At 49.8% G+C, this 25,685-nt stretch carries 23 protein-coding genes, 1 tRNA gene and 1 pseudogene; 7 read left to right on the top strand and 18 right to left on the bottom strand.

The genetic code is table 11. The features are described 5' to 3' along the window. Position 1: 1 nt before the first annotated feature. From ACO6VE_RS12690 to ACO6VE_RS12680, 3 genes are all read right to left on the bottom strand, one after another. Positions 2-1,252, bottom strand: coding sequence for a valine--pyruvate transaminase (locus tag ACO6VE_RS12690; protein WP_163369720.1), 1,251 nt, complete (start codon positions 1,250-1,252; stop codon positions 2-4). A 130-nt stretch (positions 1,253-1,382) separates the two neighbouring features. After that, positions 1,383-2,348 (bottom strand): P1 family peptidase, encoded by a 966-nt coding sequence (locus ACO6VE_RS12685; RefSeq protein WP_422461603.1) that lies wholly within the window; start codon positions 2,346-2,348, stop codon positions 1,383-1,385. A 284-nt stretch (positions 2,349-2,632) separates the two neighbouring features. Further along, positions 2,633-2,708: transfer RNA gene (locus ACO6VE_RS12680), tRNA-Glu, on the bottom strand. 152 nt (positions 2,709-2,860) lie between these two features. On the opposite strand from ACO6VE_RS12680, the gene ACO6VE_RS12675 reads away from it, so the two are divergent. Then, positions 2,861-5,197, top strand: a complete 2,337-nt coding sequence (locus ACO6VE_RS12675; protein WP_422450298.1) for an ATP-binding protein — start codon at positions 2,861-2,863, stop codon at positions 5,195-5,197. Here ACO6VE_RS12675 and ACO6VE_RS12670 read toward each other — a convergent pair whose 3' ends face one another. Further along, positions 5,198-6,640: an adenylate/guanylate cyclase domain-containing protein gene (locus tag ACO6VE_RS12670; protein WP_422450297.1), complete on the bottom strand. Its 1,443-nt coding sequence runs from the start codon at positions 6,638-6,640 to the stop codon at positions 5,198-5,200. Positions 6,641-6,750: 110 nt separating this feature from the next. Between ACO6VE_RS12670 and ACO6VE_RS12665 the strand changes: the two genes are divergently transcribed. Beyond that, positions 6,751-7,317 carry a nitroreductase family protein gene (locus tag ACO6VE_RS12665; RefSeq protein ID WP_422450296.1) on the top strand — a complete coding sequence of 189 codons (567 nt, stop codon included), beginning with the start codon at positions 6,751-6,753 and terminating at the stop codon, positions 7,315-7,317. Between the two features lie 237 nt (positions 7,318-7,554). Here ACO6VE_RS12665 and ACO6VE_RS12660 read toward each other — a convergent pair whose 3' ends face one another. From ACO6VE_RS12660 to ACO6VE_RS12620, 9 genes are all read right to left on the bottom strand, one after another. After that, positions 7,555-8,751: a hypothetical protein gene (locus ACO6VE_RS12660; RefSeq protein WP_422461601.1), complete on the bottom strand. Its 1,197-nt coding sequence runs from the start codon at positions 8,749-8,751 to the stop codon at positions 7,555-7,557. A 99-nt stretch (positions 8,752-8,850) separates the two neighbouring features. Beyond that, a complete protein-coding gene (locus tag ACO6VE_RS12655) occupies positions 8,851-9,300 on the bottom strand; it encodes a YcgN family cysteine cluster protein (RefSeq protein ID WP_422450294.1) in 450 nt (149 codons plus the stop codon). Continuing rightward, positions 9,297-9,596, bottom strand: coding sequence for a YcgL domain-containing protein (locus tag ACO6VE_RS12650; RefSeq protein ID WP_163369715.1), 300 nt, complete (start codon positions 9,594-9,596; stop codon positions 9,297-9,299). The genes ACO6VE_RS12655 and ACO6VE_RS12650 overlap by 4 nt, the downstream gene beginning before the upstream one ends. Next, positions 9,597-10,748 (bottom strand): ribonuclease D, encoded by a 1,152-nt coding sequence (gene rnd, locus ACO6VE_RS12645; protein WP_422450293.1) that lies wholly within the window; start codon positions 10,746-10,748, stop codon positions 9,597-9,599. A 204-nt stretch (positions 10,749-10,952) separates the two neighbouring features. After that, a complete protein-coding gene (gene htpX, locus ACO6VE_RS12640; protein WP_422450292.1) occupies positions 10,953-11,843 on the bottom strand; it encodes a protease HtpX in 891 nt (296 codons plus the stop codon). Between the two features lie 357 nt (positions 11,844-12,200). Further along, a complete protein-coding gene (locus tag ACO6VE_RS12635; RefSeq protein WP_422450291.1) occupies positions 12,201-12,638 on the bottom strand; it encodes a hypothetical protein in 438 nt (145 codons plus the stop codon). Between the two features lie 35 nt (positions 12,639-12,673). Further along, complete coding sequence (locus ACO6VE_RS12630) at positions 12,674-13,051, bottom strand: hypothetical protein (protein WP_422450290.1); 378 nt, start codon at positions 13,049-13,051, stop codon at positions 12,674-12,676. 138 nt (positions 13,052-13,189) lie between these two features. Continuing rightward, the gene (locus tag ACO6VE_RS12625) at positions 13,190-15,700 is read right to left on the bottom strand and encodes a hypothetical protein (protein WP_422461599.1); all 2,511 of its coding nucleotides are present in this window, start codon (positions 15,698-15,700) and stop codon (positions 13,190-13,192) included. A 202-nt stretch (positions 15,701-15,902) separates the two neighbouring features. Further along, the gene (locus ACO6VE_RS12620; protein WP_422450562.1) at positions 15,903-17,117 is read right to left on the bottom strand and encodes a pyridoxal phosphate-dependent aminotransferase; all 1,215 of its coding nucleotides are present in this window, start codon (positions 17,115-17,117) and stop codon (positions 15,903-15,905) included. A gap of 158 nt (positions 17,118-17,275) precedes the next feature. Between ACO6VE_RS12620 and msrB the strand changes: the two genes are divergently transcribed. The 4 genes and pseudogenes from msrB (at position 17,276) to ACO6VE_RS12600 (ending at position 19,812) form a co-directional block, all read left to right on the top strand. Further along, positions 17,276-17,665 carry a peptide-methionine (R)-S-oxide reductase MsrB gene (gene msrB / locus ACO6VE_RS12615; RefSeq protein ID WP_209200597.1) on the top strand — a complete coding sequence of 130 codons (390 nt, stop codon included), beginning with the start codon at positions 17,276-17,278 and terminating at the stop codon, positions 17,663-17,665. Between the two features lie 102 nt (positions 17,666-17,767). Further along, positions 17,768-17,968: pseudogene (locus ACO6VE_RS12610) on the top strand (hypothetical protein); the annotation flags it as partial. Between the two features lie 39 nt (positions 17,969-18,007). Then, complete coding sequence (locus ACO6VE_RS12605; protein WP_422450561.1) at positions 18,008-19,606, top strand: tetratricopeptide repeat protein; 1,599 nt, start codon at positions 18,008-18,010, stop codon at positions 19,604-19,606. An 8-nt stretch (positions 19,607-19,614) separates the two neighbouring features. Continuing rightward, positions 19,615-19,812, top strand: a complete 198-nt coding sequence (locus ACO6VE_RS12600; RefSeq protein ID WP_422450288.1) for an IS66 family transposase — start codon at positions 19,615-19,617, stop codon at positions 19,810-19,812. A gap of 369 nt (positions 19,813-20,181) precedes the next feature. Here ACO6VE_RS12600 and ACO6VE_RS12595 read toward each other — a convergent pair whose 3' ends face one another. After that, positions 20,182-20,322 (bottom strand): hypothetical protein, encoded by a 141-nt coding sequence (locus tag ACO6VE_RS12595; protein ID WP_422461597.1) that lies wholly within the window; start codon positions 20,320-20,322, stop codon positions 20,182-20,184. Positions 20,323-20,391: 69 nt separating this feature from the next. Between ACO6VE_RS12595 and ACO6VE_RS12590 the strand changes: the two genes are divergently transcribed. After that, positions 20,392-21,723: a hypothetical protein gene (locus ACO6VE_RS12590; protein WP_422461595.1), complete on the top strand. Its 1,332-nt coding sequence runs from the start codon at positions 20,392-20,394 to the stop codon at positions 21,721-21,723. Positions 21,724-21,769: 46 nt separating this feature from the next. Here the strand turns inward: ACO6VE_RS12590 and queF are convergent, their stop codons facing one another. From queF to ACO6VE_RS12570, 4 genes are all read right to left on the bottom strand, one after another. Further along, positions 21,770-22,621 carry an NADPH-dependent 7-cyano-7-deazaguanine reductase QueF gene (gene queF / locus ACO6VE_RS12585; protein WP_422450286.1) on the bottom strand — a complete coding sequence of 284 codons (852 nt, stop codon included), beginning with the start codon at positions 22,619-22,621 and terminating at the stop codon, positions 21,770-21,772. A 12-nt stretch (positions 22,622-22,633) separates the two neighbouring features. Beyond that, complete coding sequence (locus ACO6VE_RS12580; RefSeq protein WP_422450285.1) at positions 22,634-23,464, bottom strand: ABC transporter permease; 831 nt, start codon at positions 23,462-23,464, stop codon at positions 22,634-22,636. Continuing rightward, the gene (locus ACO6VE_RS12575; protein WP_422461593.1) at positions 23,464-24,411 is read right to left on the bottom strand and encodes an ABC transporter ATP-binding protein; all 948 of its coding nucleotides are present in this window, start codon (positions 24,409-24,411) and stop codon (positions 23,464-23,466) included. Before ACO6VE_RS12575 ends, ACO6VE_RS12580 begins: the two co-directional genes overlap by 1 nt. Before the next feature lie 129 nt (positions 24,412-24,540). Further along, complete coding sequence (locus ACO6VE_RS12570) at positions 24,541-25,452, bottom strand: TIGR01777 family oxidoreductase (RefSeq protein WP_422461591.1); 912 nt, start codon at positions 25,450-25,452, stop codon at positions 24,541-24,543. Between the last annotated feature and the right edge of the window lie 233 nt (positions 25,453-25,685).

Here is a 25,685-nt window from a genome sequence, read left to right as displayed (position 1 = left end):
TTTACCTGTAAAGTTTGTGTACTTCTTCCGCCAGAATAGTCAGCCCCTGTTCAACGTCCTGATGATCACGGGTATACGTCAGCCTGAGGCATTCATGCTTATGAGGCCAGTCGTCGTCTATGCCCGGAAAGAAGTAATGCCCGGAAACCACCAGCACATTTCTTGCCTTCAGTCGTTCATACAATTCCAGGCTGGAGACAGGCAGGCCTTCAAACCATAACCAGAGGAACATTGCCCCTTCCGGTTTATGAACATGCCAGGGAATATCACCCAGTTTCTCTTTGAGGCAGTTCACAGCAAACTGAGCCTTCTCCTGATAGTAAGGTCGAATCACATTCTCACAAAGAGCGTTAATGCTGTCATCCCGGATCATATCCAGTGCCAGCAGGCTACCCGTACTGTTTGGTGCCAGATTCATAATGGCATTAATACCCGACAGTGCTCTGATAACCTGCTCATTGGCCACCACAATACCGGTTCTGACCGCCGGGAGCCCCAGTTTGGACAGGCTCAGGCAAAGAATGGTGTGTTCGTTCCAGCGGGGAGTCGCTTCGGTAAAGATCAACTTTGGAAACGGCGTGCCGTAGGCACCATCAATGATCATGGGAATATCATGTTGCAGGGCCAGACTGTCGAGCCGCTCAATTTCACTATCTGTCAGTACATTACCGGTTGGATTGGTAGGGCGTGACACACAAATGGCACCAATACTGTCATCAATCACCAGCTCCTGAAAATCCACCCGGTATTTGAAGGTATGCTGATCCAGATGCTCAATTTCAGGCTTATTGGCCGCAAAAAAATCATCACTCAGCCCGGCATCGGCATAACCGATGTATTCCGGTGCCAGCGGTAACTGGATACGCTTGTGCCCGCCATCCCCATAACGTCCGGCAAACATATTGAACAGCATAAAAAAAGCGGCCTGGCTGCCATTAGACAAGGCAATATTGTTTGCCGTCAGCTGCCAGCCAAACTGACGGTTAAGAAAAGCCGCCATCTCACGGACGAAGTCTTTTTCTCCCTGAGGAGGATCATAGGTACCCACCAGCCGGGTAAACTCCGCCTGACTCTCGGTAATTTGCCGCAGTCGCTGCCTGAATACAGCTTCCACTTCGGGGATATGGGCCGGATTACCGCCGCCCATCATAATCATATCTTTACCATCAGCAAGGGCATTACCCAGATCATCCATTAATGAAAGGATGCCGGAATGGCTGGTGAATTTTTCGCCAAAGGCAGAAAGCTTCATGCTTACCCCTGATTTATTCTGGTCATAGGATAGTAAAGGTGCTGTTATATAATGATGAACAGGAGCTGTCCACCATCCAGCCTGCCACGGGCCGGATATACGAGGCAGACTTATTACCAGAAAAGGATTATTATGCCCGTATATCGTGAATCGACGGTAAGCCACCCGCTGCCGATGCGGTGTTAACGGCACGATATATCGCCTGTTCCACAGCCTCCGCCCCCACAATACCCAAAACATTTACATCAGCATCCACTTCGCCGGTTGCTGCACTGAAAATGGTATCACCATCGTACATTGAGTGTGCAGGGCGAATGGCTCGCGACAAACCATCATGCCCCATTTGTGCCATCTTTAAAGCCTGGGCTTTGGTTAATTTCCCGTTAGTCACCACCACGCCGATAGTGGTATTTGCCCCGGGCAGTGCTTGAACGGCCTGGTCATTCATTAAGAGATCCATACCAGAAACAAACTGCTGTCCATCTTCGCTCCTGGTGCCGGCAATAAGCTTATCACCGGCAACAGCATCTCCCCAGGCATTGACAGCCACCACGGCACCGACAACCAACCCTCCTCTCAGCCTGATGGCGTAACAACCGATGCCACTTTTTGTCGCCCGGTCAAACCCGGCAACTTTACCAATTGATGCCCCGGTACCGGCACCGACATTACCTTCTCCAATGTCGCAGCGACTGGCCAACCTGGTGGCTTCATACCCCATTTGCTCACTGGGTCGGGCAGAGGCATCGCCGACCGACTGGTCAAATAGCACCGCACCGGTGACAACCGGAATCCTGACGAAGCCTGTGGGTAACCCAATGCCCTGCTCCTCCAGGTAACGACTGACCCCGTTCATACTTTCCAGACCAAGCGCACTGCCACCACAAAGCACAATGGCATGGACAGAATCCACCAGGTTTTCAGGCCTTAGCAACTCCGTCTCCCTGGTTCCGGGAGCGGCACCGCGCACATCAACACCCGCTGTCACGCCCTGATCAAAGCGCAGCACCGTCACTCCGGTCAACCTTTCGATATCTGATGCATGACCAATGGCCAGGCCGCTAATGGAAAAAAGCTCATGCCGCTGAGTAGTCATCTGCAGACCCTGTGACACGGATAATAAGTGGCTGGCCACCCAGAAGGCTGACCGTTTTTTCATTCGGCAACCGCAAAGATAGTCAAACAGACCAAAGCTTGCCCTGGTTTTGAAATGCATTCCTCATCATTGGAATTGATAGACCATGGAAGATATCGTTGAATACGATGCTGAACAGAAAGGTGCTGAAGAAAATTGAAATCCTGATCAAAAACAAGACGATTTTCTAGTAGATTAGCTTGCGGAGGAGGAGGCAGATAAAAGAGAAGTTTCAGGCAGGAAATTGGCGTCCCCTAGGGGACTCGAACCCCTGTTACCGCCGTGAAAGGGCGGTGTCCTAGGCCACTAGACGAAGGGGACGCAAACCTTCGTGCATTGCTGCAGCGGATGCGTATACTAATCATCACTTACCACAGAGTCAACCCCTCTTTATTTTTTCATCAATGGTTCTTGAAAAACAGCCATTTTAACGATTAGATGGGCCACTTATCGCCCGGGAAAGGCAGAGAAATATGAGGCTTAGGGACAGACTCTCTTTTAAGCAAGTCAAATACACAGTCAGCGTTGCATTTATTCTGGGATTGATTTTCAGTGTCTTCCAGGTAACTCACGATTATAAGACTCAGGACAAGAGCATCGATAGTGCCATTCAGGCTTATCTGGACATCAGCAAGGCACCCGCATCACGTATCGCCTACAACCTGGATGAAGAGCTGGCCATAGAGCTGGTGAATGGACTCATTGAGTCGCCGTTAATTCTCAGTGCAGCAATTATTGACACCGACAACCTGGTTCTGGCCAAAGCCGGAACCGCAAAAAATCCTGACGAACAAAGACAATTTACCGACCTCTTCTTTGGCACCACACGAACTTATCAGCAACAATTGTCAGTGCCTTACGACCTTGAAGAAGAGCTTGGTACTCTGACCATCACCGCTGACACGCGCCCTTCCGGTCAGGAGTTTCTGGATCGCTCAGTACTCACCCTGGTGTTTGGACTGGTCCGGACCTTGCTGCTGGCGCTGGCTCTGCAGGGCATGTTTTATCTGATGCTAACCAAACCACTCTTGAAACTGGCCCGTCACGTAAAGCAGGTTCGAACAGGCTGCGAACATAAAACACTGGCAATCTCCGGGAAACATCAAAAAGATGAAATAGGGCTCCTGACCAGCGCATTTAATGAGTTTCAGGATGATATTGAAAAACAGCTATATCATCTAAGTCTTGCCGAGAATGAGCTTAGAAAACATAGCCATGATCTTGAACTTCGCATTGCTGACAGGACGCAGGAACTGCTGGAAAACAATAACGCGCTATTCAAGGCCAATGCGGAACTTGAGAAAGCCCGGCAGGCCGCACTTCGTTCAGCCAGAATTCGTGGAGAACAGCTTTCTTACCTGAGCCATGAGATTTGCACGCCACTGAATGGCATTTTAGGCATGCTGGAGCTGACCATTAATGAAGAACTGACCGACAAACAATATGAGCGCCTCGATCTGGCTCGTCAGTCAGGCGTTCGACTGGTCCGACTGCTCAATAGCTTGCTCGACCTGGCCAGGCTGGAGTCCGGCAAAGTTGCCATTGAACATACTCATTTCAATTTGCGTGAAATCATTGAAGAATCGGTCGTGTTGTTGAGTCAGAAGAGCTACGAAAAAAATATTCCACTGACCTGTGATATTGACCCAACGCTGCCAACCACTCTGCTTGGTGATCCTACCCGCATCAGTCAGGTCATTAATAACCTTCTGGGTAATGCCATTAAATTCACCCATCAGGGTGAGATCAAACTATCACTGGACTCAAAACCGCTTAGCGAAAACCGTCTTGAACTGATCATTAACATTACCGATACCGGGATTGGCATCCCCAAAAAGGCCCTCGAAGCAATTTTCACCCCTTTTACCCAGGCCAGCAATGCGATCTATGACAGCTACGGGGGCTCCGGTATGGGGCTGGCACTGACCAAGGAGCTGGTGGAAGCAATGGATGGATCCATCAGGGTCATGTCCCGGGAAAAGCAGGGCAGTACTTTTTCGATAAAACTGCCCTTAACACAACCTGAACAGATAACCAGTGAAGCCACCATTACCCTGGAAAACCAGCCGGTATTACTGGCCTGTGAAGAATCCACACAGCAAATCTGTCACCGGTTGCTCAGCTACTGGAATGTACCCTGTCGTATTGTTGAGCCTGACGACAGCGGTCTGAACATTGATTACGACTCAACCGAATCGCTCATTATCACTGATCAACAATCCCTGGCCCTGAATATGGCTCAACACCGTCCTCAATGTAAAACGATCTTTATCAGCTATGAACAGCCCCGTGAAATGCCTGATAATCTGTTATGGCTCTCACTGCCGGTGACTCAGCAAAAGCTCTATAAAAAGTGTGCAGAAGTCATTGGCATTCCCGACAACCGGTCACCAGAAAGCATCAATCACCCACACAATGCAACGGACCATCAACAGCCAGCCTTCAGGAAGAAAAGGATCCTGGTAGTAGAAGACAATGTGATCAACCAGCTGGTGACTGAGGGTATGCTTGAACAGCTGGGGTACAATATAAACCTTGCCAACAACGGTCAGGATTGCATCACAGCTTGCACCACTGAAAAGTTTGACCTGATCCTGATGGACTGCAATATGCCCGTAATGGATGGCTACGCTGCAACAAAACAGCTGCGAAAAATGACGAATACCAGACAGACGCCCATCATCGCACTAACAGCAAACACACTGGAAGAGCACAAAGAACGATGCCGGGACGCAGGGATGAATGGCCACATTGCCAAGCCTTTCAATAAAAAAGCGTTAGATACATTACTGAACCGATGGCTTGAGTAATTACTTTACCAGGGTCTGGACAATTGTTTTTCGTCCCGGTTTTGCCGGGCTCGACAGATCATCTTTCAGTAACTTCTGTGTTGCCTCATCTAACGTCTGAATGATCTTTTTACGCTCGAACTCATCAATACTGTTGGTATCCAGACTGAAGGAAAAGCCTTTGCTGTCGAGTTCAAAATAACTTTTCTGCTGACCAAGATTGCGGCGCAGATCGATCACTTTATAAATAGGCACCGAACGACTGAAGCCTTTTACCTGTATCTCTCCCTTGGACTGACAAAGTACCACATCCTTAACCAGCGACCAGGTTTCATGGGACAGCAGAATCTGGTTGGGTTTTGCTGCGCTTTCCAGCCGACTGGCCAAATTCACCTCACGCCCCAGGAGGGTGTAATCCATACGGGACTCGGCACCGAAATTACCCACCGTACAGTAACCGGTATTGATGCCAATCCTGATTTGAAGTGGGTTCTCGACCCCTTTGGCGATCCATTGCTTGCGCAGTACTTGCATGTGTTTCTGCATTTCAATGGCCATTGAAACAGCGGCCAGGGCATCTTTTTGATAGCCCCGGGTTTTAGGGTCACCAAAGAAAATCATAATACTGTCACCGATAAATTTATCGATGGTTCCCCCATATTTCAGAGCAATACGGGACATGTCGTTCAGGTAAGTGTTCAGCAACTCTGTCAGCACCTCTGGCTCAAGTGCTTCGGCCAGATCAGTAAAGCCTTTGATATCGGAAAAGAAGACCGTCAGTTTTTTTCGCTGGCTCTCCAGTTTGGTATTGCGCTTACCGGAAAAAATGGATTCCCATACCTGGGGAGAAAGGTATTTGGCCAGACTGCTGGCAAGCCTGCTGTAACGTTGCCGCTGTTGCTGGGCACTGAGCTGAATAGCCTGAAAATGCTGCTCTCTGAGCCTGAGGACATAGGCACAGTAGGATATGAAAATAAGCATTCCAAGCAGACTGATAAACACTGCATCCTGCCCGGCTGAAATGGTGAAATCAGGTTCAATAAAGTGATGAATAGATATGGCAGCTGCTGCAGGGGGAATGATGATCATCAGCCCCCTCAGCCCTTGAAGGTAAATCGCCCAGCCTGTCAGCAGAGCCACCAGCAGCATGCCACTGACCATCGGGAAATCGGCAAGGGTGATTAAGGCTCCAACATTCAAAGAATCCAGTAAAAGGGTAACCAGAGGCTTTTTGTTGTCCACTGTCTTTTGATTGCTGGCGCGAAATACCACGTTGATCGCCAGGTTGGAAAGCCAGGGAAAAACCGATAAATAAGCGACAGCGCCCAGGAAAACAGAAGGAAGGTACTGGTTGGCCAGCCCGTAAACCATCACCGAGGCAGCGAGCCAATAGGCCAGGACTCTTGGAGAGAGCCGGGGAGCACGACTCTGGGGCGGAGATACAGTATTCTTATTGGATTGCATTAAAATTGGTTCATAGCCAGACCTGATAATACCGTCAGCAATTTGCTGTGGGCAGGTCATTCTAACATGCAGGAACGCTCAAATCTGTAATTGGTGGGAGTGAGTTATTGATGAATGGTATAGAGCTTTTGCTGGAAAGGGTATCGACCCCCATCCTGGAGGAACCAGCACCCAGCGATCAGCAACTGGATGTCATGTTCAAGGCAGCCCTGAGAGCCCCTGACCATGGCCGTATTCGCCCCTGGCGATTTTTAAAAATCAGTGGCCAGGCGCGGGAAGCGCTGGGTGAGCTGATGGCGCAGGCAGTCCTTGAGGATCAGCCTGACCTTTCAAAAGATGCGCTGGCACGTTTCAAAGGGATGCCGCTCCGAGCCCCTATGCTGGTACTGGCTATTTGCCCGGTTAAGCAGCATCCAAAGGTGCCGGAGATTGAACAGAAGATGTCACTGGCGGCCGCAGTTCATTCTCTGCTGCTGGCGGCCCATGCCCAGGGGGTCGGGGCAATGTGGCGAACCGGGGAGCTTTGTTACCACCCACGACTGGCAAAAGGGCTGGGTCTTGCCGACAACGAGCAGCTGATGGGTTTTATCTACCTTGGCAAGCCAGCTGGCGCTAAAAAGAAAGTGCCTGTATTGGATGTTAATGACTTTGTTTCCGAGTGGGTGACCAGTGCCTGATTGGGCAATAAAAAGCCCCGTTTTCAATGAAGTCTGACGTTGCTCAGGAGCCTGTCGGACTGAGAAGCCAGGAGCCTGTCGGACTTAAGCGTCCGTCTAGGCGACCCCGTAGCGAGGATTGCGAGAAATTGAGGATAAAAATTTCTGCTTCTGAGGAGAATAGCGGGGCTATTTGACGAAGAAGCAGGAATTTTTAGACCAATTTATCGCAACCGCACGACTGCATGGATGCAGGAGCTAGGGCAACGCAGGAGCAGTTGCCGCGTAGGACAGTCTTAAGTCCGACAAGCTCCTAGCAGGCGATGTTTTTTTATAATTTTCATAAGCGGATATTATTCCGCTCATCCCTCCTGCTGAGGTAAGGACCAGCAACAGTATGGGGCATGCGTACCCAGTGATAAAGGAAGCCGCTGAGGTTGTCATGGCGAACTTTGATAAGTGCGACAGGAAGTCCGCCAGCAGGGTTGCACTGGCACCGGAAAGAGACCCATAGATATAGGCTTTTCTGACACATTGGCAAAACGTTTCAGGAAGCAGGTTCATGACTGGCCTGATACATTTGTACGTACCATAACCCAGTATTCGCAGGATATTGTCAGGCTGTTGCCGATGCTCATGAAGATGCTTGCCACAGGAATAAAGACCATCAACGATGCCAATAGCCACCATGGCAGAGATAATACCTGCTGCACCTTTTGCCTGACTTATATAGTCCAGTGCATCAGCAGAAATAGTGCCTGCCGCCCCGTTACATAATACTTTGGCGGCAAACTTTTTCAGTGTGTCATCATGCTGGACGACATATCGGGAATATACTTTTTGGGGATTGAGTGTTTGCAGGACTTCAGAAAAAATATCACTGGCAAAACCGTGTTCATTTAACTGACTGATGAGCGCAGAGTCACCTTCAATAGCACTAATGGTTTCGCTGGCCGTATTGCCTGCGTTCTCTTCTGCAAGCAGGAGCGGTGATTTATTGGTGCTGCCTTCGATGTCAATAATACAACAATCGTTTTTTTTACCGGGCTTTTGCAGTGCTGAAGGCTTCCCATACACGGGGGGCTCTCTATAAGCTGAGGGCTCTCTATGCCCCAGAGTATCACCCTCCTGGCCTACCGTGGATTCGCTGTTTTCTTTGCAGTTATCTTTACGACAACATGATGCTGACAAGGTGTCATCTGCCACCTCAATGGCAAGCATAAGCGGTGGCTGTGCAGGCTTGCCTTCTACCTGTCTGGCTGCAAGCCCACAATGTTTCAGTGAATGTTCTGTGCCAGGGCTGGCGTTTTCAAAACTCTGCCTTTTCGGCTCATCAACCATGCTGATACAACGGCCTGACACGGTGGCAACAGTGCCACACCGGACACGCACTGAGCTAAATGCCGGAGAGGTCATTATTGCTGTTGTTTGAGCATGGCTAACTGAGCAAAACATAAATAACGTCCTGTCATTTGATCAAAATTTCAGGGAGGTTACCGGACTGATTCATTGTATGAATGTTGGATGAAGGTCGTATTAAATGCTGTTGATCCTTCAGCCAATCATATTGTGGGGAATGATATAGTCCTCAAGATCATCTTCTGCAATATCATTTTCTGAATGTACCCATCCTTTTACCGAGATTCCGGCCTGATGGATAGATTCACAGGAGCCGGATAACAGTGGATGCCAGTCAAACAGCGGTTTCTTTTCGCTGATCAGCCGATAGGCGCAGGTTTCGGGCAGCCAGTGGAACAGCTCAACATCTTTCAGCGTCAGTACTGTACATTCCGGCACGATGTCTTTACGGTTCGGGTAGTTTTGGCATTGACAGCTGCCGGTGTCCAGCAGTTTACAGGCTACTGACGTGTAATAAACCGTATCCGTATCTTCATCTTCCAGTTTGTGCAGGCAGCAGCGACCACAACGATCACAGAGGCTTTCCCACTCATCGGCGGTCATTTCTGCCAGGGTTTTGGTTTCCCAGAAAGGTTTTGCGGTCATGTTGGGTCGTTAAATGAAAGAAACTCATCCGGCAGTTTGATCAGGTAATCATCCTGCTCTTTGGGGGGCATTTGCAGATAGAAGCCATGATCGGAAATCCCCTGAAGGACACTGGCAGTCTCTACCCGTGCCAGCTTTTTCTCCGGCGTCAGCAACAGGTCAAAAACATGCACCGGTTTGCCAAAGGCTTGCAATAATGCCTCTGGCAGGGTCTTTTCCAATATAGCTCCCTTGTTCAGGTACAGGTACATACCTTCCCTTTTCGGGCTTTTATAGATGGTCACCAGAGACTTCATTCAATGGCCTTTTTCCTGTTGACTTAATTGATTGAGCTGCTGAATCAGCGGGGTGCCGATGATATCACGACGCCAGCCCTTGAGGGTATCCGGTAGCATAAAACGACCATGATCCAGCCAGCTGCGCAGCAGTGGTGTGGTTAATTTGCCCGGCATCAGCAGCTCCATAGGCAACTGCAATTCAACAGCCAGTTGCGACATCAGTGTTTTGATCTGCTTACCCCAATCCCTGACATTTTTTGGCAGTGGCAGAGGCAGCTTTTCAGGCCTTTGTGCTTCCGGAATCTGACTGGCCGATCTGATAATATCCACTATCTGCTCGCCATGGTTGCGGATAATACTGGCACGCATTTCTGGTATTTCCCGCAGGGCATTCATGGCTTTAGGCTGAAACCTCGCCAGTGGCCAGAGGCTGCCTTTGGGGATAACCCGGTTGCGAGGAACATCCAGACTGCGGGAGGCAACTTCCCGAAAGTGGCAGAGTGCCTTTAGTACAGCCAATTGTTGGGGGCGCAATTGCCAGCCTCGTTTTACCTCTTTCCAGGCATTTCCCGGATCAAAAGGCAGCACATTCAACGTCATGGCCAGGCACTCATCCTCCAGCCAGGCCTTTTTCGGCGTTGGCACCAACAGCTGCTCCAGGTGCTGATAAATCTCCAGTAAATGTGCAACATCCAGGCTGGCATAGCGAATCTGGGCATCCGTCAATGGTCGCTGGCACCAGTTAGACCTTGTCTCATCCTTGGGCAGATCAATGTTCAGTACTTGCCTGAGCAGGGCCTGATAACCAAGGGAAAATCCCAGGTTAGCAAACGCTGCGGCCAGCTGGGTATCAAACAGTGGTCTGGGAACGGTATCGGTTAACAGCTTGAACACTTCCAGGTCTTCACTACAGGCATGAAGGACTTTAACCACCGAGTTGTCTTCAAACAATCTGGCCAGTGGTTGCCACTGATCAATGGCCAGTGGATCGATCAGAAAAACATCCGCGCCTGTGCCCACCTGAATCAGCCCTGGCTGTGGGTAGAAAGTGTCTGTACGAATAAACTCAGTATCCAGAGCGATGGCATCAAGCCTGGACCATCGCTGGCAATAGTCTTCAAGTGACTGATTGTTATTGATCCAGACTGGCTCTGGCGACAAAAGTTGCATATCGAAAGGTTCTAACGAAAAACCCCATTATAAACAGTCAATAGCAGCTGTTGATAGACCGGAGCGGTTTTTCTCAGTCCTGTCTTTTCATCTGTCCGGCGCTGGTTGACATTTAAAGATCACAAACGGTTCGACGGAAAACCTTTTTTTGTTGTGCACTGAGTGGTTAAAAAAGGCCGGGGATTACCGGCCTTAAGGGGGAACTTAATGGTGAGCGCGTAGCGCTTCAATGCGCTGGTCTAACGGCGGGTGACTGGTAAACAGGGCTGCCAGTCCACTGCGATCACCGCTGCGGATACCAAAGGCAGTCATGGTTGCAGGCATGGCACTCGGCGCTTCATACTCGGCACGCAGGCGTTCCAGTGCGGCAATCATATCTCTGCGGCTGGCCAGTTCGGCACCGGCTTCATCTGCCCTGAATTCCCGCTGACGGGAGAACCACATAACGATAGCACTGGCCAGAAAACCAAGAATAATCTCGGCGATAAAGCTGGTTATGTAAAAACCCATACCGACGCCACCTTCGTCTTCATCATCACGACGCAGGAAGGAATCAACGGCATAACCGATAATCCGGGCAAAGAACATGACAAAGGTGTTCACAACCCCCTGGATCAGGCTCAGGGTAACCATATCGCCGTTGGCAACGTGGCCAATTTCGTGACCAATAACTGCACGGGCTTCGTTCGGGCTGAAGCGGTCCAGCAGCCCTTCGCTAACCGCAACCAGCGCGGCATTTTTATTCCACCCGGTGGCAAAGGCATTGGCTTCCGGGGAGTGGAAGATACCCACTTCCGGCATGCCGATGCTGGCCTTTTCAGAGAGTTCCCTGACCGTCTCAACCAGCCACTGCTCCCGGGCTGTTTGCGGTTGTTCAATAATCTGCGTCCCTGTGCTCATTTTGGCCATGGTTTTGGAGAGTAGCAGGGAGACAAAAGAGCCGGCAAAACCGAATACAGCACAGAATACCAGCAGGGAACCCATATTCAGCCCCTGGTGGCTCAGATAACTGCCGACGCCGAGAATATTCAGTGTGATACTGGCCAGCAACAGGACTGCCATGTTTGTGGCCAGAAACAACAGGATTCTCTTCATGAGTTAAGGTGACCTCATCGTCATCATTGTCATTAAACAGCAAAGTAGCTGGCCATATGGAATCATATATTTCTGGCTACTTGGGCAGGTGCTATGCGAGGCACAACGGAGGGAGCATAGCCGTAGCTATATGACCGGAGTTGTAACGAAGCACGACTGCATGGATGCAGGAGCTAGAGCAACGCAGGAACTGTTGCCGAGAGTGCCTGAACAAGGAGTCAGAAATATATGATTTCATATGGTTAGCTACTTATATAAAGGCGACTATTTATCCTTTCAAGAGCGTCTATAAAATGCGCTTTATTTTTACATGGTACTGACAGAAAAAGAGCCGGATACCTGCCCCCATTCTGCTCACTATTCGGTAAAAAATTGCAGCGCAGCCCTGGCAATCGCTTCACCGCCTTTATTGTTAAGGGCCTGTCGGCAATGCCAAGCCATTGTCGCCTGTTTCCGGGCAACAGACGGCGGCAGGTCGTTCTTTTTATTATCCGGATTATCCGGGGCAGTGGTGGGCAGACTTAAGCGTAAAAAGCTTTTTTCCGTGAGTACCACCTGATCCAGCGCGTCTTGCCGGATCGTATCCTGATAACGAATATAGCCTTCTGAAGCCAGCCAGAGCATAGCATCAAAACAGGCTTTGTGGCGCCGGTTAGGGATGCCGTACTCGTCGGTGCCGGCGTTGGTAATCAGATCGTCAACGTAAAGTGTTGTCAGGCGGGGGAAGCTATTATAAAGCTGAACCAGCGTTTTTACGCAGTCCTGGTAAAATTCGTCAATGTGTATGTCGTTCATAGATCATCCATAAAAACGCTGAAAGGCTGACACTTTCAGAGGTTAATGTCCAAGTCAACAGCAGCTTTTCCATTAACATAATTCGCAATTACATAATCAGATACAGTCGTCTTCCCGGTAATGTCTTCGAAGGTCTGAGCCATCCTTCCCAAAGCTGCTCCGACCACTACTACTGCGGGTATGACAACAGGGGCTCTCGTCGACATGGATCTGATGAATGGTTGGCCGGTTGCTTTCGCCATCTGTTTCGCGATGTAAACGGTATTTCTTTCTAAAACAAAAGTCCCTACGCCAACCTTCAATCCTAAGTATGCCCCGACTTTGGTTAATGTGTCCGTCTCAAATTTAGTGCCACGGCAGGTGATACACGCAAGCTGTGCAAGCTCCTTACTGGTTTCAGTTGTGCCTTTCATGAGCAATGAATCCTGTGAATTTTATATTTACTGCGTCATAACCCGGGGAAATTATAGAGTAAATCTCTGCCTGTTGTGCGAGATTCAAGGCTTTTGACAATTGCCGGTTACACCTTTTTTTTGTTGGCAACAGCGTTATTAACGCCCTTGGCTCCAGCGCTGCTGCTGATTTTTTCGCATCAGGTCATGGCGGCTATCCTGGCCTGCTTCAGAAACCGGTTTTTGATAGTCCGGCTGAAGTCGGGTCTTCGCTTCAAAGAAAAACCGGGCGCTGTCTGAGTGTTGTTTCTGCCTCGGAAATATTTCTGCCAGAAAGCCATGGATATGCCCAGCCGTACTGCCCAGGGCACAGCGCATAAAAAATTCCATCTCTTTTTTTGCTTCGGGATCTTTCAGAAGCTGCAACCATTGGACGACGGTGTCGACCAGTTCCTGGTCCGATGCCTGCTCAGGCAATGGGCTGTTCCTGCGCATGGCAAGGCAGACGGATTGCTTCAGAGATTGCCAGGATATATCCAGCAACTCTCCTTTTTCTCTGTCCGTCAGGCCTACTGCCCCGTATTCTCCGTTAACATAGCGCATAATGGTCCAGGACAACTCCAGTGTCAGGCGATAAATGCCAATGGTACCCTTTCGGGTCGGATCGGCAAGGACTCTCTGGTAGCAGGACAGCTCGCTGATGATATCACCATAGGCCCGATGGGCATTGACCTCCGTGAGCAATTGCCGAATGCCACCGTTCCAGTGATCTTTTCGCATGGTTTCCGTTGCTGACAGCGTTTTTCCATAAGGCCCCATCACCTGGTATGAGTCATCCGGCATCAGCGATTCTGGTCGGTTACGGCCCTGCCAGATTCTGATCCCGGCCTTCAGTTTTTTGCACAGTTCCTTTACCAGGGTTTTCCGGCTCCGGGGCAGTGCTGGCATGACAACATCTGCCTCTGTGTTGAGAGTATCCGGCTCTTCGGGAGGCTCTTCGACGGTTCCGGTGCCTGCCAGTGTCACCGACTCAGTAACAGTTGGCGCATACTGTGGCAACAGTGCCGCCAATTCCCCTCGTAATTGCTGAAGCACGGTATGTTCGTGCTGCGTCCAATAGGCCTGGGGATGACTAATCAGATTGTCGGCCTGTGCTTTCATGGTCTTAAGCTGTTCAAAGCTTAACCCGGGGAGTCCTGTAGCCAGTAGCTGACTGCGCAGGCTTATGCGCAGTATTTCCAGTTGCAGGCGGACATCAGGCTGCTTCTGCCCGGGCATCCGCCGACAACCGCTCTCCGTCTGGATAATGGCTTCATAGGCACGACGGTGTTCACCCTGTTTGTTCAGGATAAATGCCTTGAGCCACAGCACCGGGTAGTAGTCAGGGGCTATGGCTTCGGGTATCTGCCCATGGTTGCCTGTGAACAGGGCATCAAGCATCATTTGGGCCTGGGGATGATATTGCGCCAGCCGTTGTGAAAATCTTTCACGCCACGGATCCGATAACGCTTCAGAAGGACAACGGGCCAGGGCGTACAGCAGCGCAAACCAGTTGTGGTCAACCTTATCAACGACCAGTCTGAGGATAAACTCAATATACAGGTCGCCCTCAGGAAAATAAGGCCTGAGCGCATTCAACTGGTTCACAATCTTGTCTTTTATGCGCAATTCCATTTGGTGCGGTTCGCCATCCTGTGCCTTTGAATCAATGATTTTGTTCAGATGATCCAACTGCGCGATACATGCTTTAATGACATGACCAGCAAATATCTCTTTACCAGTAAACGACGTTTGCGGATTAAGGATACCTTTCTTATTGAGCTGGTTAAGGACGGCCAGTAAATGCAGTGAATTATCCTGACCATAAGTGCGTTTATCAAACGCGGCCATGATTGTCTTTACTGAGCACAACATCTCAGAATCCAGTTCCCGGTCATGGTCGAGTACCCTGGCCAGTGACCTGGCAAACAACTCACACCATTTGGAATATAGTTTCTGTTCGGATTTTTCGTTTTTTTTCAGTGATTTTGCTGTTGGATCAACAAAAAGTGAAAAGCATTTAAGAACTCTCTTCAGCAGAGTGACAGATTCGGTTTTATTCGCCTGATCGATATTATCCGGTAAGTTTATAACAATATCATCTGTCGTATTTTTGCTGACTGATTCGCCATCATCATCGCTATCACTGGTCACACGGTATAACTCTTGAGCGATCTGACGGTTTATGTCATCGGCGATTTCATTTATTTTTTTATAAAAATTTTCCTGGAATTCCTCATAAAAATCTGCGGATTTCATCAGGCGTTCAAAAGTTGCCAGATTTGTACAAGTCGCCATTGCCTTGACGCACTCCTGGTGCAAGTCTTTACACTTGTTCATATGCTTTAACAGTTGTCCCGTATCAACACCGTGCAGTAACTCACCTCGTTCCAATGAAGCGTCTGGATTATACGTGCGAAAATTATGTTTCATGAAGTTATTCAGTGCACCCATTTCAGCAATCATGCTTTTTAAAATAAGCTGGTGTTTTTGGGCAGGTGTTATAGATTGAACTTGCCGTCCACCCAGTTTCCCGGTTTTACGTGATGACGCCCCGGCTTTTCTGCAATCATTATTGGGTGGATCCGCAGAGAGTGCTGTATTGGATGTTGTGGGAGGCAAGTTATCCACAATGATAATCCCATTGTAATTACTTTTATTTCTTCCCTGACAAGCTCAGTTATTAAATAGAACAATGGCTTTTAAACAGAACACTGGTTTTTTAATTGGTAGACAAAAATAAATAATAAAAGTTCAACCCTTTTAAGCTGTTAACTACTTATGTTGAACCTATGGGAGCCACCCCGGCATAGCCGGGGGTTAACGGTGTTAATTACTGCCGGTATCGACTGAGGAACCGTTCAAGTTTGGTCATTACGGTTTCCAGGTCTTCTGTCCTGGGGAGCGAAATGATGCGCAGATGGTCAGGCTCAGGCCAGTTGAAAGCAGTGCCCTGGACCAGCAGTACTTTTTCCTGAAGGAGAAAATCCAGTACCAGCTGTTCATCATCATGGATCTTGTGATGTTCAGGGTCGAGCCTGGGGAACAGGTAGAGGGCTCCTTTGGGCTTGGTACAGCTGACGCCCGGTATCTGATCCAGCATTTCCCAGGCCCGGTTACGCTGCTCAAGCAGTCTGCCGCCGGGCAATATCAGGTCATTAATACTCTGGTAACCACCCAATGCGGTCTGAATGGCGTGTTGCGCAGGTACGTTGGCACAGAGGCGCATTGAGGCCAGCATTTCCAGGCCTTCAAGGTAGCTTCTGGCATTTTGCTTCGGGCCGGACACCACCAGCCAGCCCGCCCGAAAGCCGGCAACCCGGTAAGATTTGGACAGGCCGTTAAAACTGATACAAAGCACGTCGTCCGCCAGCGAGGCCAGGGCCGTGTGCTCAACCCCGTCATAGAGGATTTTATCGTATATTTCGTCAGCGAATATGATCAGGTCGTGCTCTCTGGCCAGCTGTACGATCTCTTTCAGAAGGTCGTCCGGATAAACCGCACCAGTCGGGTTGTTTGGATTGATAACCACAATCCCCCGGGTTTTGGCGGTAATTTTACTGCGGATATCGTCAATATCCGGACACCAGTCTGACTGCTCATCCTTACGATAATGAACGGCACGGCCACCGGACAGATGCACAGCGGCGGTCCACAAGGGGTAGTCCGGAGCCGGGATCAGCATCTCATCGCCATTGTTCAGCAATGCCTGCATGGTCATCACCACCAGCTCACTGACACCGTTACCGATAATAATGTCTTCAACAGAAATGGGCGGGAAGTTCTTCTGTTGACAGTACTGCATAATGGCCTTGCGGGCTGAAAACAGGCCCTTGGAATCACAGTAACCCTGCGACAACGGCAAATTGCGGATCACGTCCTGGGTGATTTCATCGGGGGCATCAAAGCCAAACGCCGCGGGATTGCCCGTGTTCAATTTAATGACACGATGTCCCTCTTCTTCCAGCCGCTTGGCTTCACGAAGAACGGGGCCGCGAATGTCGTAACAGACATTGTCGAGTTTGGTGGATTTTTCAATATCCTTCATGGATGTCTTACCGATGGTTTCAGGTTCTTTGGGCTTGCCGTGTGGCATTATGAATTGATCTTGCAAGAGTTGCACTAGTGTAGATAGTTTTTAACCGGGCGGTTATCCTAGGAAAGTCTCTGTTGACTGATGAAAGTGGAATAAGAGGGCAGTATTTGATGACCGAGAAAAAATCAGATGAACAGTGGCGGGCAACGCTTACCGATGAACAGTACTATGTGTGCCGTGAAAAGGGGACTGAGCAGCCTTTTACCGGCGAATATAACTTCTTTGAGAAAGATGGTGTTTTTCACTGTGTCTGCTGCCAGCAAAAGCTGTTTGACTCATCGGTGAAATTTGATGCCGGGTGTGGTTGGCCCAGTTTCTACCAAACCATCGACAGCGATGCGATCACCATGCAGGAAGACAACAGCCTTGGCATGGAGCGCACTGAAGTCCTTTGTTCTAATTGCGGTGCTCACCTGGGCCACGTATTTCCGGACGGGCCGGAACCTACCGGTCTGCGATATTGTATCAACTCGGTGGCGATGAAGTTTAAAGACCGGTAGTCCTGCTGGCTACTCATGAAATAGATCAGGAAATAATTTCGGCACTCTTTCGAATGGAGCTTTTTCACGGAACTTCTGGTTGATAGACAAGTCTGACAAGTTATGAACAGTATCAGTCAATCTTGTGCAATCTGCTGGGATGAAATCAGGGAAAGTCCTGGTACAAGATGCTCTCGAACTGCAGCGGCCCTGGCCCGGAAGATCCGAATCAAAGACACGGCTACGGTCGTAAGGTTACAGCCGTGCACTCATGAATACCACCACGCATGCATAAGCAACTGGGTGAAAATAACCCCACGGTGTCCAATTGACCGCCGCTTGATAACGGGCAGTACTCCCTCAATGACCTGGCCCGTAAATCTGCGGAAGGAGCTGTTCAAGTCAATTGAGGGTAACCGGGTCAGGGATGTAGAAGATATTCTGGCAACCGGGTTCAACCCCGGTCAGCGCTCGTTCCTGGATAGGAAAAACCCGCTAACCCTGTCGTTAAAGCAACAACGTTGGGAAATAGCAGCACTGCTGATCAGCGCGGGATTGACCACCAACAATAAAGTAGCGCAAAACAGACTGGGCTTGATGTACCTGTACGGTCTGGGGGTGGAGCAGAACTTCGCCGAGGCCCTGACCTGGTTCTACAAGGCCGCCGACCACGGGAATGCCAAAGCACAAAACAACCTGGGCTTAATGTACCTGATTGGTCTGGGGGTGGAGCAGAACTACGCCGAGGCCCTGAACTGGTTCCAAAAGGCCACCAAGCGTGGGGACCCCGACGCACAAAACAACCTGGGCTCTATGTACTTAAGGGGCCTGGGAGTGGGGCAAAACTACGCCAAGGCTTTCACCTGGTTCCGCAAGGCCGCCTGCCAGGGATACAGTTCCGCGCAAAACAACCTGGGCTGGATGTATGCAGAGGGCCTGGGGGTAAGGAAGAGCTACGCCAAAGCCCTGACCTGGTTTTGTAAGAGTCTCGAACAGGGAAGTGTCGCCGCACACAACAATCTGAGCTGGATCATCGGGGAGTTACCTCGGGAGACCGAGCAAAACTGCATCGAGGCCTTTATCTGGTTCCGCAAGGCCGCCAAAAAGGGAGACCCCAGCACGCAAAACATCCTGGGCTGGATGTACTTTAAGGGGCTGGGGGTGGAGCAAAACTACGGTGAGGCTCTGACCTGGTTCCGCAAAGCCGCTGACCAGGGACTCGCTGCCGCACAAAGCAACCTGGCCTGGTTGTACTATCAGGGTCTGGGGACGGAGCAGAACCACACCGAAGCCCTGACCTGGTACGACAAGGCTGCCAACCAGGGAGACACCGCATCGCAATATCAGCTGGGTCGGATGTTTCTGAAGGGGCTGGGAACAGAGCAGAATTATGCCGAAGCCCTGATCTGGTCCCGCAAGGCCGCCGACCAGGGAGACGCAGGTGCACAACACAGTCTGGGTTGGATGCACCAACACGGTCTGGGGGTGGAGCAGAGCTATACTGAGGCCCTGGCCTGGTACCGCAAGTCTGCTGATCAGGGACACGCCGGTGCACAAAACAACCTGGGCTATTTGTACCTGATGGGTCTGGGGGGGGAGCAGAACTACGCCGAAGCCCTGTTCTGGTTTTGCAAGTCTGCCGACCAGGGCGTTGCCGCTGCACAATATCAGCTGGCCTGTATGCACCTGAAGGGCCTGGGGACGGAGCAGAACTACACCGTGGCCCTGACCTGGCTGGAGAAGGCCGCCAGGCAGGGGCACATCCCTGCACAAAAAAATCTGGCCCGGCTGCATGGCAACAGCCTGGAAAGAGCTGGACATCATCCCTGCCAGGGTGAGAGTAAAAGAGATCCTACAGGAGAAGCGGGGTATTCCCGGAGTCGCAAGACGACAATCAACCAGAAAGACGAATCACCAAAGCCGCTGAGTTGCCCAGGCATCCTATTCCCAAGTCAGCAGTGACAACCTGCATGCTGGCCTACATCATTGTTGCCAGGTTCTGTGATGCCCTGCATCTATACCGGCAGGAAAAAATCCTCGCCTGCTACGGTGGTTCGGTCACCCGCACGACTATGGCTAACTGGTTGATGCGTCTGTCCCGGCAACTAACTGATCAACCTGATTGCAGTCTGCCGCCAGGAAGGCATAACGCAGCTTGGGTGTTTTGACCATGTGAGACGTAAATTTATCGATGCCAAAAAAGGCGAGGCCAAGCCAGGCAAAAAGGTAAAGGGCAATTTTAAAGAACTGCCTTATGCCGACACGGTTGAGAAACGGGAGCGGCTGCTACCTTGGACAGTGAAAGCATCTAAAGGATAAGTCGTAAAGTTTGGGCTGGCTATGACGGCGGTTTTATTGGCGCTTACGATAAACCTGAGACTTTTGTTTGACTGCTTGCAACTAATTGCTTTTTTTATTGTCTGATTGAGTACTGACAACAATAACCTTGGCGAGGTATTTAATCAGTTATGCAACCTGCAAAGCTCCAACCATCACCTCTACCGCTCAGCTCAAACGGGCAGGAACCATCTGACCAGTCAATAGAAAAACCAGAAAAGGCTGAAAGCAGCTTTTTTGGCGCTGTCGTTACCAGAATACTTCACGCTATTGGCTTCCTGGAAACCGGCACCGGCACAGATACGGCCCTTGCCGACAGAAAAATTTCTTCCTCTGATCAAGGCGGCCCTGCTGGTAAAGGCACACAATCCGAAACTGGCATAACAACCGATCCGCAGCCCGCAATTCTGATGGATCCGGAAGAGGCTCTGTCAGCTCTTAAAGAAGCTGTAGAAGCAAAAGATGCCGCAAGGGTTCAATCATTATTGGCATCGCTGAAACTGTCATCCCCGGAACAGGCTGCGCAAAAAGCCGGGGATATCCTGAAAACAGTCTTGCAGGATAACTTACCATCTATCCGTAGTTTGCACCCGGAAGAGTACAATAAGCTTAAAGCGCTTATCGACTGTTTGCTGGCAGATTGTGACCATGATGATAGTACACTGGCAAATTCAGCTCTTGAGTTGTTCTTCGACCGGAAAGATTTCGACCATGCCTGTCATATTAAAGATACCTGCAAAGCAACTGCAAATCTTGAAGCAGACCGTCTCAGGATAGCTCTCGATGAACTGGTCCAGGAATACGCACCCTACACTGAACCTGCCAAAACTATCGAAATACTGCTCCCGCAATGCAATTCAGACGCTGAACGTAGCATAGCTCTCGATGAACTGATCGAGAAATACGCATCAGACGCTGAAAGTAGCAAAGTTCTCGATAAACTGATCGAGAAATATGGACCAGACGCTGAACCTGGCGAACACTCCCTTTATGACCATGGCAAAGCAATACTGAAACTGGCAAATCTGCAAGATGCCCAATCCCTGGAGTTTGCCAAAAATACTCTGGCTAACGGGCTGGAAAAATGTTTGCAAGACGCTAAATGGCTACTAAAACTGGACGAAGAAAAGTACGAAGACATAGTGAATTTTTTTGAGGAATTTTTCAATCACGGTATCAAGGATACCAAGCTGGCTTACTCCCTCATGAATCTCTGTTTTACCAGGCTTAATTTCGATAGAGCAATAGATATTTCAAAAAAATTCAGAGTTCACCTTACCGACAAGGACCTTGTCAAAGCCCTCATGAAAGAATCTCGCCAATGCTCTTACGATGTCGATAAACTGCTGAAACTGGCAGCTCCCGAGGCAGCTGGCAAACAAATAATTAAAGACACCATTAAGGATATTTTGACAAAAAAGCATCGTGAAATCAGGTTCATGGAACCCTACGAGATTTCAAATTTCAAGGATTTTATCGCATCTTACGCTTGGCACCTTCCCGGAGAGGTCAGTGACAAATTGTTCCTGCTCAATCCGCTCATTGCGTTTTGTGTCCGCGGAAATGAAATTGACATGGCAAAAAGACTGAAAATGCGTTTTGAGGGGTGTTACCTTGAGCAGCAGGCTTACAAGGAAGCTGAACAAAACGTTACTCTGTCTTCACTCGATGAGACAAAGAAATCAAAGATATTAGACGATTTACGGGATCTGACCGAGCATACCAAGAGCAAGACCGATTAAACACCGGCCTTCCCGCTTATTGTGCTTGATGAGAAATCATTGAGACTTATTGTCTAATCAAACGCAGAGCCCCTGGTTTGCTATCTGATTTACTGCGCCAGGGGTTAATATCCAGCCCACCCCGCCGCAGATATTGGGCATAGATCGTCAGCTCTGTAAACCTGTAGTGTTTTTGCAGATCAACAAACGCTCGCTCAACACACTGTTCATGGAACTCCTGGTGGTCCCTGAATGAACAGACATATTTCAGTAGCGATGCATGATCAATCTGCTCACCACAATAACTGACCACCAGCGTTCCCCAATCAGGCTGACCGGTAACCGGACAGTTGGATTTCAGCAAATGGGTATTCAACGTCTCACTGACTAGCCCATTATCAGCCGCTGATTTATCACCTGTTGAGCTTCTGGCCAAGAGCGTTGGGTCATACTGGTAACAATCCACAATGACATCAACTTCATCAATATTGGTTCCCGGCGCAGGATCAAAAGCACGGGCCTCAAATTCATTGATGGTATATAGCCGCACTGCCACCGGTGCTTTGGCTGCTGCCGAAAGGTCCCGGGCAATACAGTCTGCAACCTGTTCAGCACTGGCAAACCGGGATTGATTAAATGAGTTGAGATACAGTTTGAACGACTTGGATTCAATCAGGCAGGGGGAGCTGCAGGGCAGCTCAAACCGGGCAACGCGGACAACGGGCTTTCCGGAAAGATTTAACCAGGAAAGCTCATAGCCATACCAGAGATCACGACCGTAAAACGGCAAATTATCCGGATCAATACCCAGCTCTATACGCTTGTCTTGCCGCTCAATGGGAAACAGCAGCGAAGGATCGTATGCCGATTTGTAGTCGCTGTTTTTACCCAGCGGTGAAGCATGCAGAACATCATTCATTGCCAACAACCATCAACTTCTCAGACCTCGACCCGTTTTCAGCAGGTGCAAGCTGTAAGCACCCAGTAACAATATCGCCAGCAACATTACCGCAAAAGCAAAGCGGGTATCAACACCACCTGCCTCCCCCAGAAGTCCATAGCGAAAGGTATTCACCTGATAGAGAATCGGATTCAGCATAGAGACTTTCTGCCAGAATTCGGGCAGGATTTCGATGGAGTAAAAGACACCACCAAGGTAGGTCATGGGCGTCAATACAAAGGTCGGAATAATGGATACATCGTCAAACTTTCTGGCAAAAATGCCATTGATAAACCCTCCCAGGGCAAACAGGGTGGCGGTCATGACCACGGCCAGTAAAGTTGCAAACACATCATGGATATCCAGCTCAACAAAAAACAGGCCCAACCCCATGACGATAGCCCCGGTAATCACACCCCGGGCCACCCCTCCCAGCACATAACCCGCCAGAATGATCCAGTTGGGCACGGGAGATATCAGCACCTCTTCAATGCTTCGCTGAAATTTATTGCTGAAAAAACTGGAGGCCACGTTACTGAAGCTGTTGGTAATCACCGACATCATGATCAACCCGGGCAAAACGTAAGTCATATAACTGAAGCCGCTCATGGTACCAATGCGCGAACCAATCACCGCCCCGAAAATAACAAAATAGAGCACCATGGAAATCGCCGGTGGTAACAGAGTTTGCGGCCAGATTCGCATAAAGCGCCGCACTTCCTTGGCAAAGATGGTGACAAAGGCAACCCAGTGATAACGAAACTCACTGTGTTGCGGCCTTTCTGGCAATCCCCGACTTCCCCCATGTTCCAAGCCTGACATCACGCTTCGCCTCCCGTTGCACTTTCACCTTTCAAGGCACCGTTGGTCATATTGACAAAAAGCTCTTCCAGTCGGTTGTTTTTATTTCGCATGCTGGCGACTTCTATTTTAAGTTCACTCAGCTGTCGGAACAGATCGTTCACGCCCGTATTCTTATCCACTTCAACTTCCAGGGAGTTATTGTCAATTTTGTTCACCTTATAGCCTGAAAACACCGGTATCTGTTCAATAGGCTGGCGCAAATCCAGGACAAAGCTTTCCTTCTGCAACAGGCTGAGCAGCCGTTTCATGCTGGTGTTTTCCACGATTTCCCCCTGATCGATGATGGCAATATTACGACAGAGTTGCTCCGCCTCTTCCAGATAGTGGGTAGTCAGAATAATCGTAGTGCCCTGGTCGTTGATCTCTTTGATAAACTCCCACAGACTTCTACGCAGCTCTATATCCACGCCTGCGGTGGGTTCATCAAGAATCAGTAATTCAGGTTCATGGATCAACGCCCTGGCAATCATCAAACGTCGCTTCATACCGCCCGACAGCATTCGGGACTGGGTAAAGCGTTTATCCCACAAGCCGAGTTTTTTCAGGTAGTGCTCAATACGGGGTCTGGCCTGCCTGGCAGAAAGGCCATAATAGCCAGCCTGACTGACCAGGATGTCTTCAACTTTTTCAAACTGGTTAAAATTAAATTCCTGGGGCACTACCCCCAGGGAACGCTTGGCCCGAACCAGGTCATGCTCAATGTCATGGCCGAAGACAGAGACACTCCCGGCAGACTTTCGGACCATTGATGAAATCACGCCGATGGTGGTTGATTTACCGGCACCATTGGGACCCAGCAAGGCAAAAAAGTCGCCTTTCTCGACCTCCAGGTCAACCCCTTTCAGAGCAACAAACCCGTCGTCGTATACTTTTTTTAAATTCTTGATGGCCAATGCCTGAGTCATGGTTCTCAGCCTTGAGATATCTATAATCAGTTATGAAATCTTATAATAAAAAAATCTTTGAGACCGTTAATTTATTTACACGGTCTGCAATGATCAGGATAAGAAACGCCCCCGGCCAGTGAGGAGCGTTTATCGCAGGTAAGCAAGCAGTGATGCCAAAGCCTTTCTGGCATTGGGGTAAGCGAAGGTAAAGCCTGCTTCCTGAAGTCGCCTGGGCGTCACCGCCTGCCCTTCCGTTAGCAACTGTGCAGACTCTCCAAGCATCAACGCAAGAGCACTTTCTGGCGTGGTCAAGATGGCCGGTCGGCGAACCGCACGCCCAAGCTCTTTGGCAAATGCCTTGTTGGTCAGAATCTCCGGGGAAACGGCATTAAAAACCCCTTTTGTTTCCGGATGGTTTACCAGATAGAGCAATGCATTGAGCATATCGTCCATGTGTATCCAGGACATGATCTGTCGGCCATTGCCAATTGGCCCCCCCAGCCCCAGACGGAAAACAGGTAGCATCTTCTGCAACGCTCCGCCACTGGGGTGCAACACCACACCGATTCTGACGATACAGGTGCGAACCCCCAACGTCTCAACGCGCCTGGCCACCTGTTCCCAGCGATCACAAAGGGTTGCCGCGAAGTCACTGCCCACTTCTGCGGACTCATCCAGCTCCTCGCCGGGACGGGAGAAGCCATAATATCCGATTGCAGAAGCACTGATGAAACAGCCCGGTTTATTTTCCATCCGCTCAATCAGGTCCACCAGCTCTGACGTTACCCCAATACGGCTATCCAGCAGGGTCTTTTTGCGAGCCTGGCTCCATCTTTTATCGAGAATGCCCTCCCCGGCGAGATTAATCACCGCATCAAAATACGAGGCTGGATTAACAGCGGATAGCGAGGAAACAGGCTTTACCCGGGTAGAGAGTTGCAGACGAACTTCTTTAGCCGGTTGACGACTCAACACGACCACCTGATGCCCTTCATTAAGCAGACGATGAACCAGTCGGCGCCCAATAAACCCGGTACCACCGGTAATCAGATATTGCATGAATCCATCAGCTCCATTGCTCAGCCCCAATCTGACTTATTGCCAACAGGGGCAGGGAAACTACATTTGATTAATAATACTCACATCCGTTAATAATCGTAACATTTTCTGGAAAGATAAAAAAAAGCCCAGGTCCCCTCAAACCTGAGCTTTATTGACTGCCACCCTGATGCTCCCGCTTCTATTCTAATTTCCATGCTGTGGTGTTGACTACCCAGACCCGGAGCAGGGCA

This window comes from Endozoicomonas sp. ALB115 (genome assembly GCF_049310245.1).
Classification (GTDB): domain Bacteria; phylum Pseudomonadota; class Gammaproteobacteria; order Pseudomonadales; family Endozoicomonadaceae; genus Endozoicomonas.
This window is presented reverse-complemented; position numbering and strand designations above follow the sequence as displayed.

What these genes read in the sequence shown, in the direction of transcription:
- ACO6VE_RS12655 (WP_422450294.1), bottom strand. Translation starts at nt 9,300, where the DNA reads ATGACCGCAAAACCTTTCTGGGAAACCAAAACCCTGGCAGAAATGACC.
- ACO6VE_RS12660 (WP_422461601.1), bottom strand. Translation starts at nt 8,751, where the DNA reads ATGTTTTGCTCAGTTAGCCATGCTCAAACAACAGCAATAATGACCTCT.
- htpX (WP_422450292.1), bottom strand. Translation starts at nt 11,843, where the DNA reads ATGAAGAGAATCCTGTTGTTTCTGGCCACAAACATGGCAGTCCTGTTG.
- msrB (WP_209200597.1), top strand. Translation starts at nt 17,276, where the DNA reads ATGACCGAGAAAAAATCAGATGAACAGTGGCGGGCAACGCTTACCGAT.
- rnd (WP_422450293.1), bottom strand. Translation starts at nt 10,748, where the DNA reads ATGCAACTTTTGTCGCCAGAGCCAGTCTGGATCAATAACAATCAGTCA.
- ACO6VE_RS12605 (WP_422450561.1), top strand. Translation starts at nt 18,008, where the DNA reads ATGACCTGGCCCGTAAATCTGCGGAAGGAGCTGTTCAAGTCAATTGAG.
- ACO6VE_RS12575 (WP_422461593.1), bottom strand. Translation starts at nt 24,411, where the DNA reads ATGACTCAGGCATTGGCCATCAAGAATTTAAAAAAAGTATACGACGAC.
- ACO6VE_RS12690 (WP_163369720.1), bottom strand. Translation starts at nt 1,252, where the DNA reads ATGAAGCTTTCTGCCTTTGGCGAAAAATTCACCAGCCATTCCGGCATC.
- ACO6VE_RS12590 (WP_422461595.1), top strand. Translation starts at nt 20,392, where the DNA reads ATGGATCCGGAAGAGGCTCTGTCAGCTCTTAAAGAAGCTGTAGAAGCA.
- ACO6VE_RS12580 (WP_422450285.1), bottom strand. Translation starts at nt 23,464, where the DNA reads ATGTCAGGCTTGGAACATGGGGGAAGTCGGGGATTGCCAGAAAGGCCG.
- ACO6VE_RS12665 (WP_422450296.1), top strand. Translation starts at nt 6,751, where the DNA reads ATGAATGGTATAGAGCTTTTGCTGGAAAGGGTATCGACCCCCATCCTG.
- ACO6VE_RS12630 (WP_422450290.1), bottom strand. Translation starts at nt 13,051, where the DNA reads ATGAAAGGCACAACTGAAACCAGTAAGGAGCTTGCACAGCTTGCGTGT.
- ACO6VE_RS12635 (WP_422450291.1), bottom strand. Translation starts at nt 12,638, where the DNA reads ATGAACGACATACACATTGACGAATTTTACCAGGACTGCGTAAAAACG.
- ACO6VE_RS12650 (WP_163369715.1), bottom strand. Translation starts at nt 9,596, where the DNA reads ATGAAGTCTCTGGTGACCATCTATAAAAGCCCGAAAAGGGAAGGTATG.
- ACO6VE_RS12675 (WP_422450298.1), top strand. Translation starts at nt 2,861, where the DNA reads ATGAGGCTTAGGGACAGACTCTCTTTTAAGCAAGTCAAATACACAGTC.
- queF (WP_422450286.1), bottom strand. Translation starts at nt 22,621, where the DNA reads ATGAATGATGTTCTGCATGCTTCACCGCTGGGTAAAAACAGCGACTAC.
- ACO6VE_RS12620 (WP_422450562.1), bottom strand. Translation starts at nt 17,117, where the DNA reads ATGAAGGATATTGAAAAATCCACCAAACTCGACAATGTCTGTTACGAC.
- ACO6VE_RS12570 (WP_422461591.1), bottom strand. Translation starts at nt 25,452, where the DNA reads ATGCAATATCTGATTACCGGTGGTACCGGGTTTATTGGGCGCCGACTG.
- ACO6VE_RS12670 (WP_422450297.1), bottom strand. Translation starts at nt 6,640, where the DNA reads ATGCAATCCAATAAGAATACTGTATCTCCGCCCCAGAGTCGTGCTCCC.
- ACO6VE_RS12600 (WP_422450288.1), top strand. Translation starts at nt 19,615, where the DNA reads ATGCTGGCCTACATCATTGTTGCCAGGTTCTGTGATGCCCTGCATCTA.
- ACO6VE_RS12685 (WP_422461603.1), bottom strand. Translation starts at nt 2,348, where the DNA reads ATGACTACTCAGCGGCATGAGCTTTTTTCCATTAGCGGCCTGGCCATT.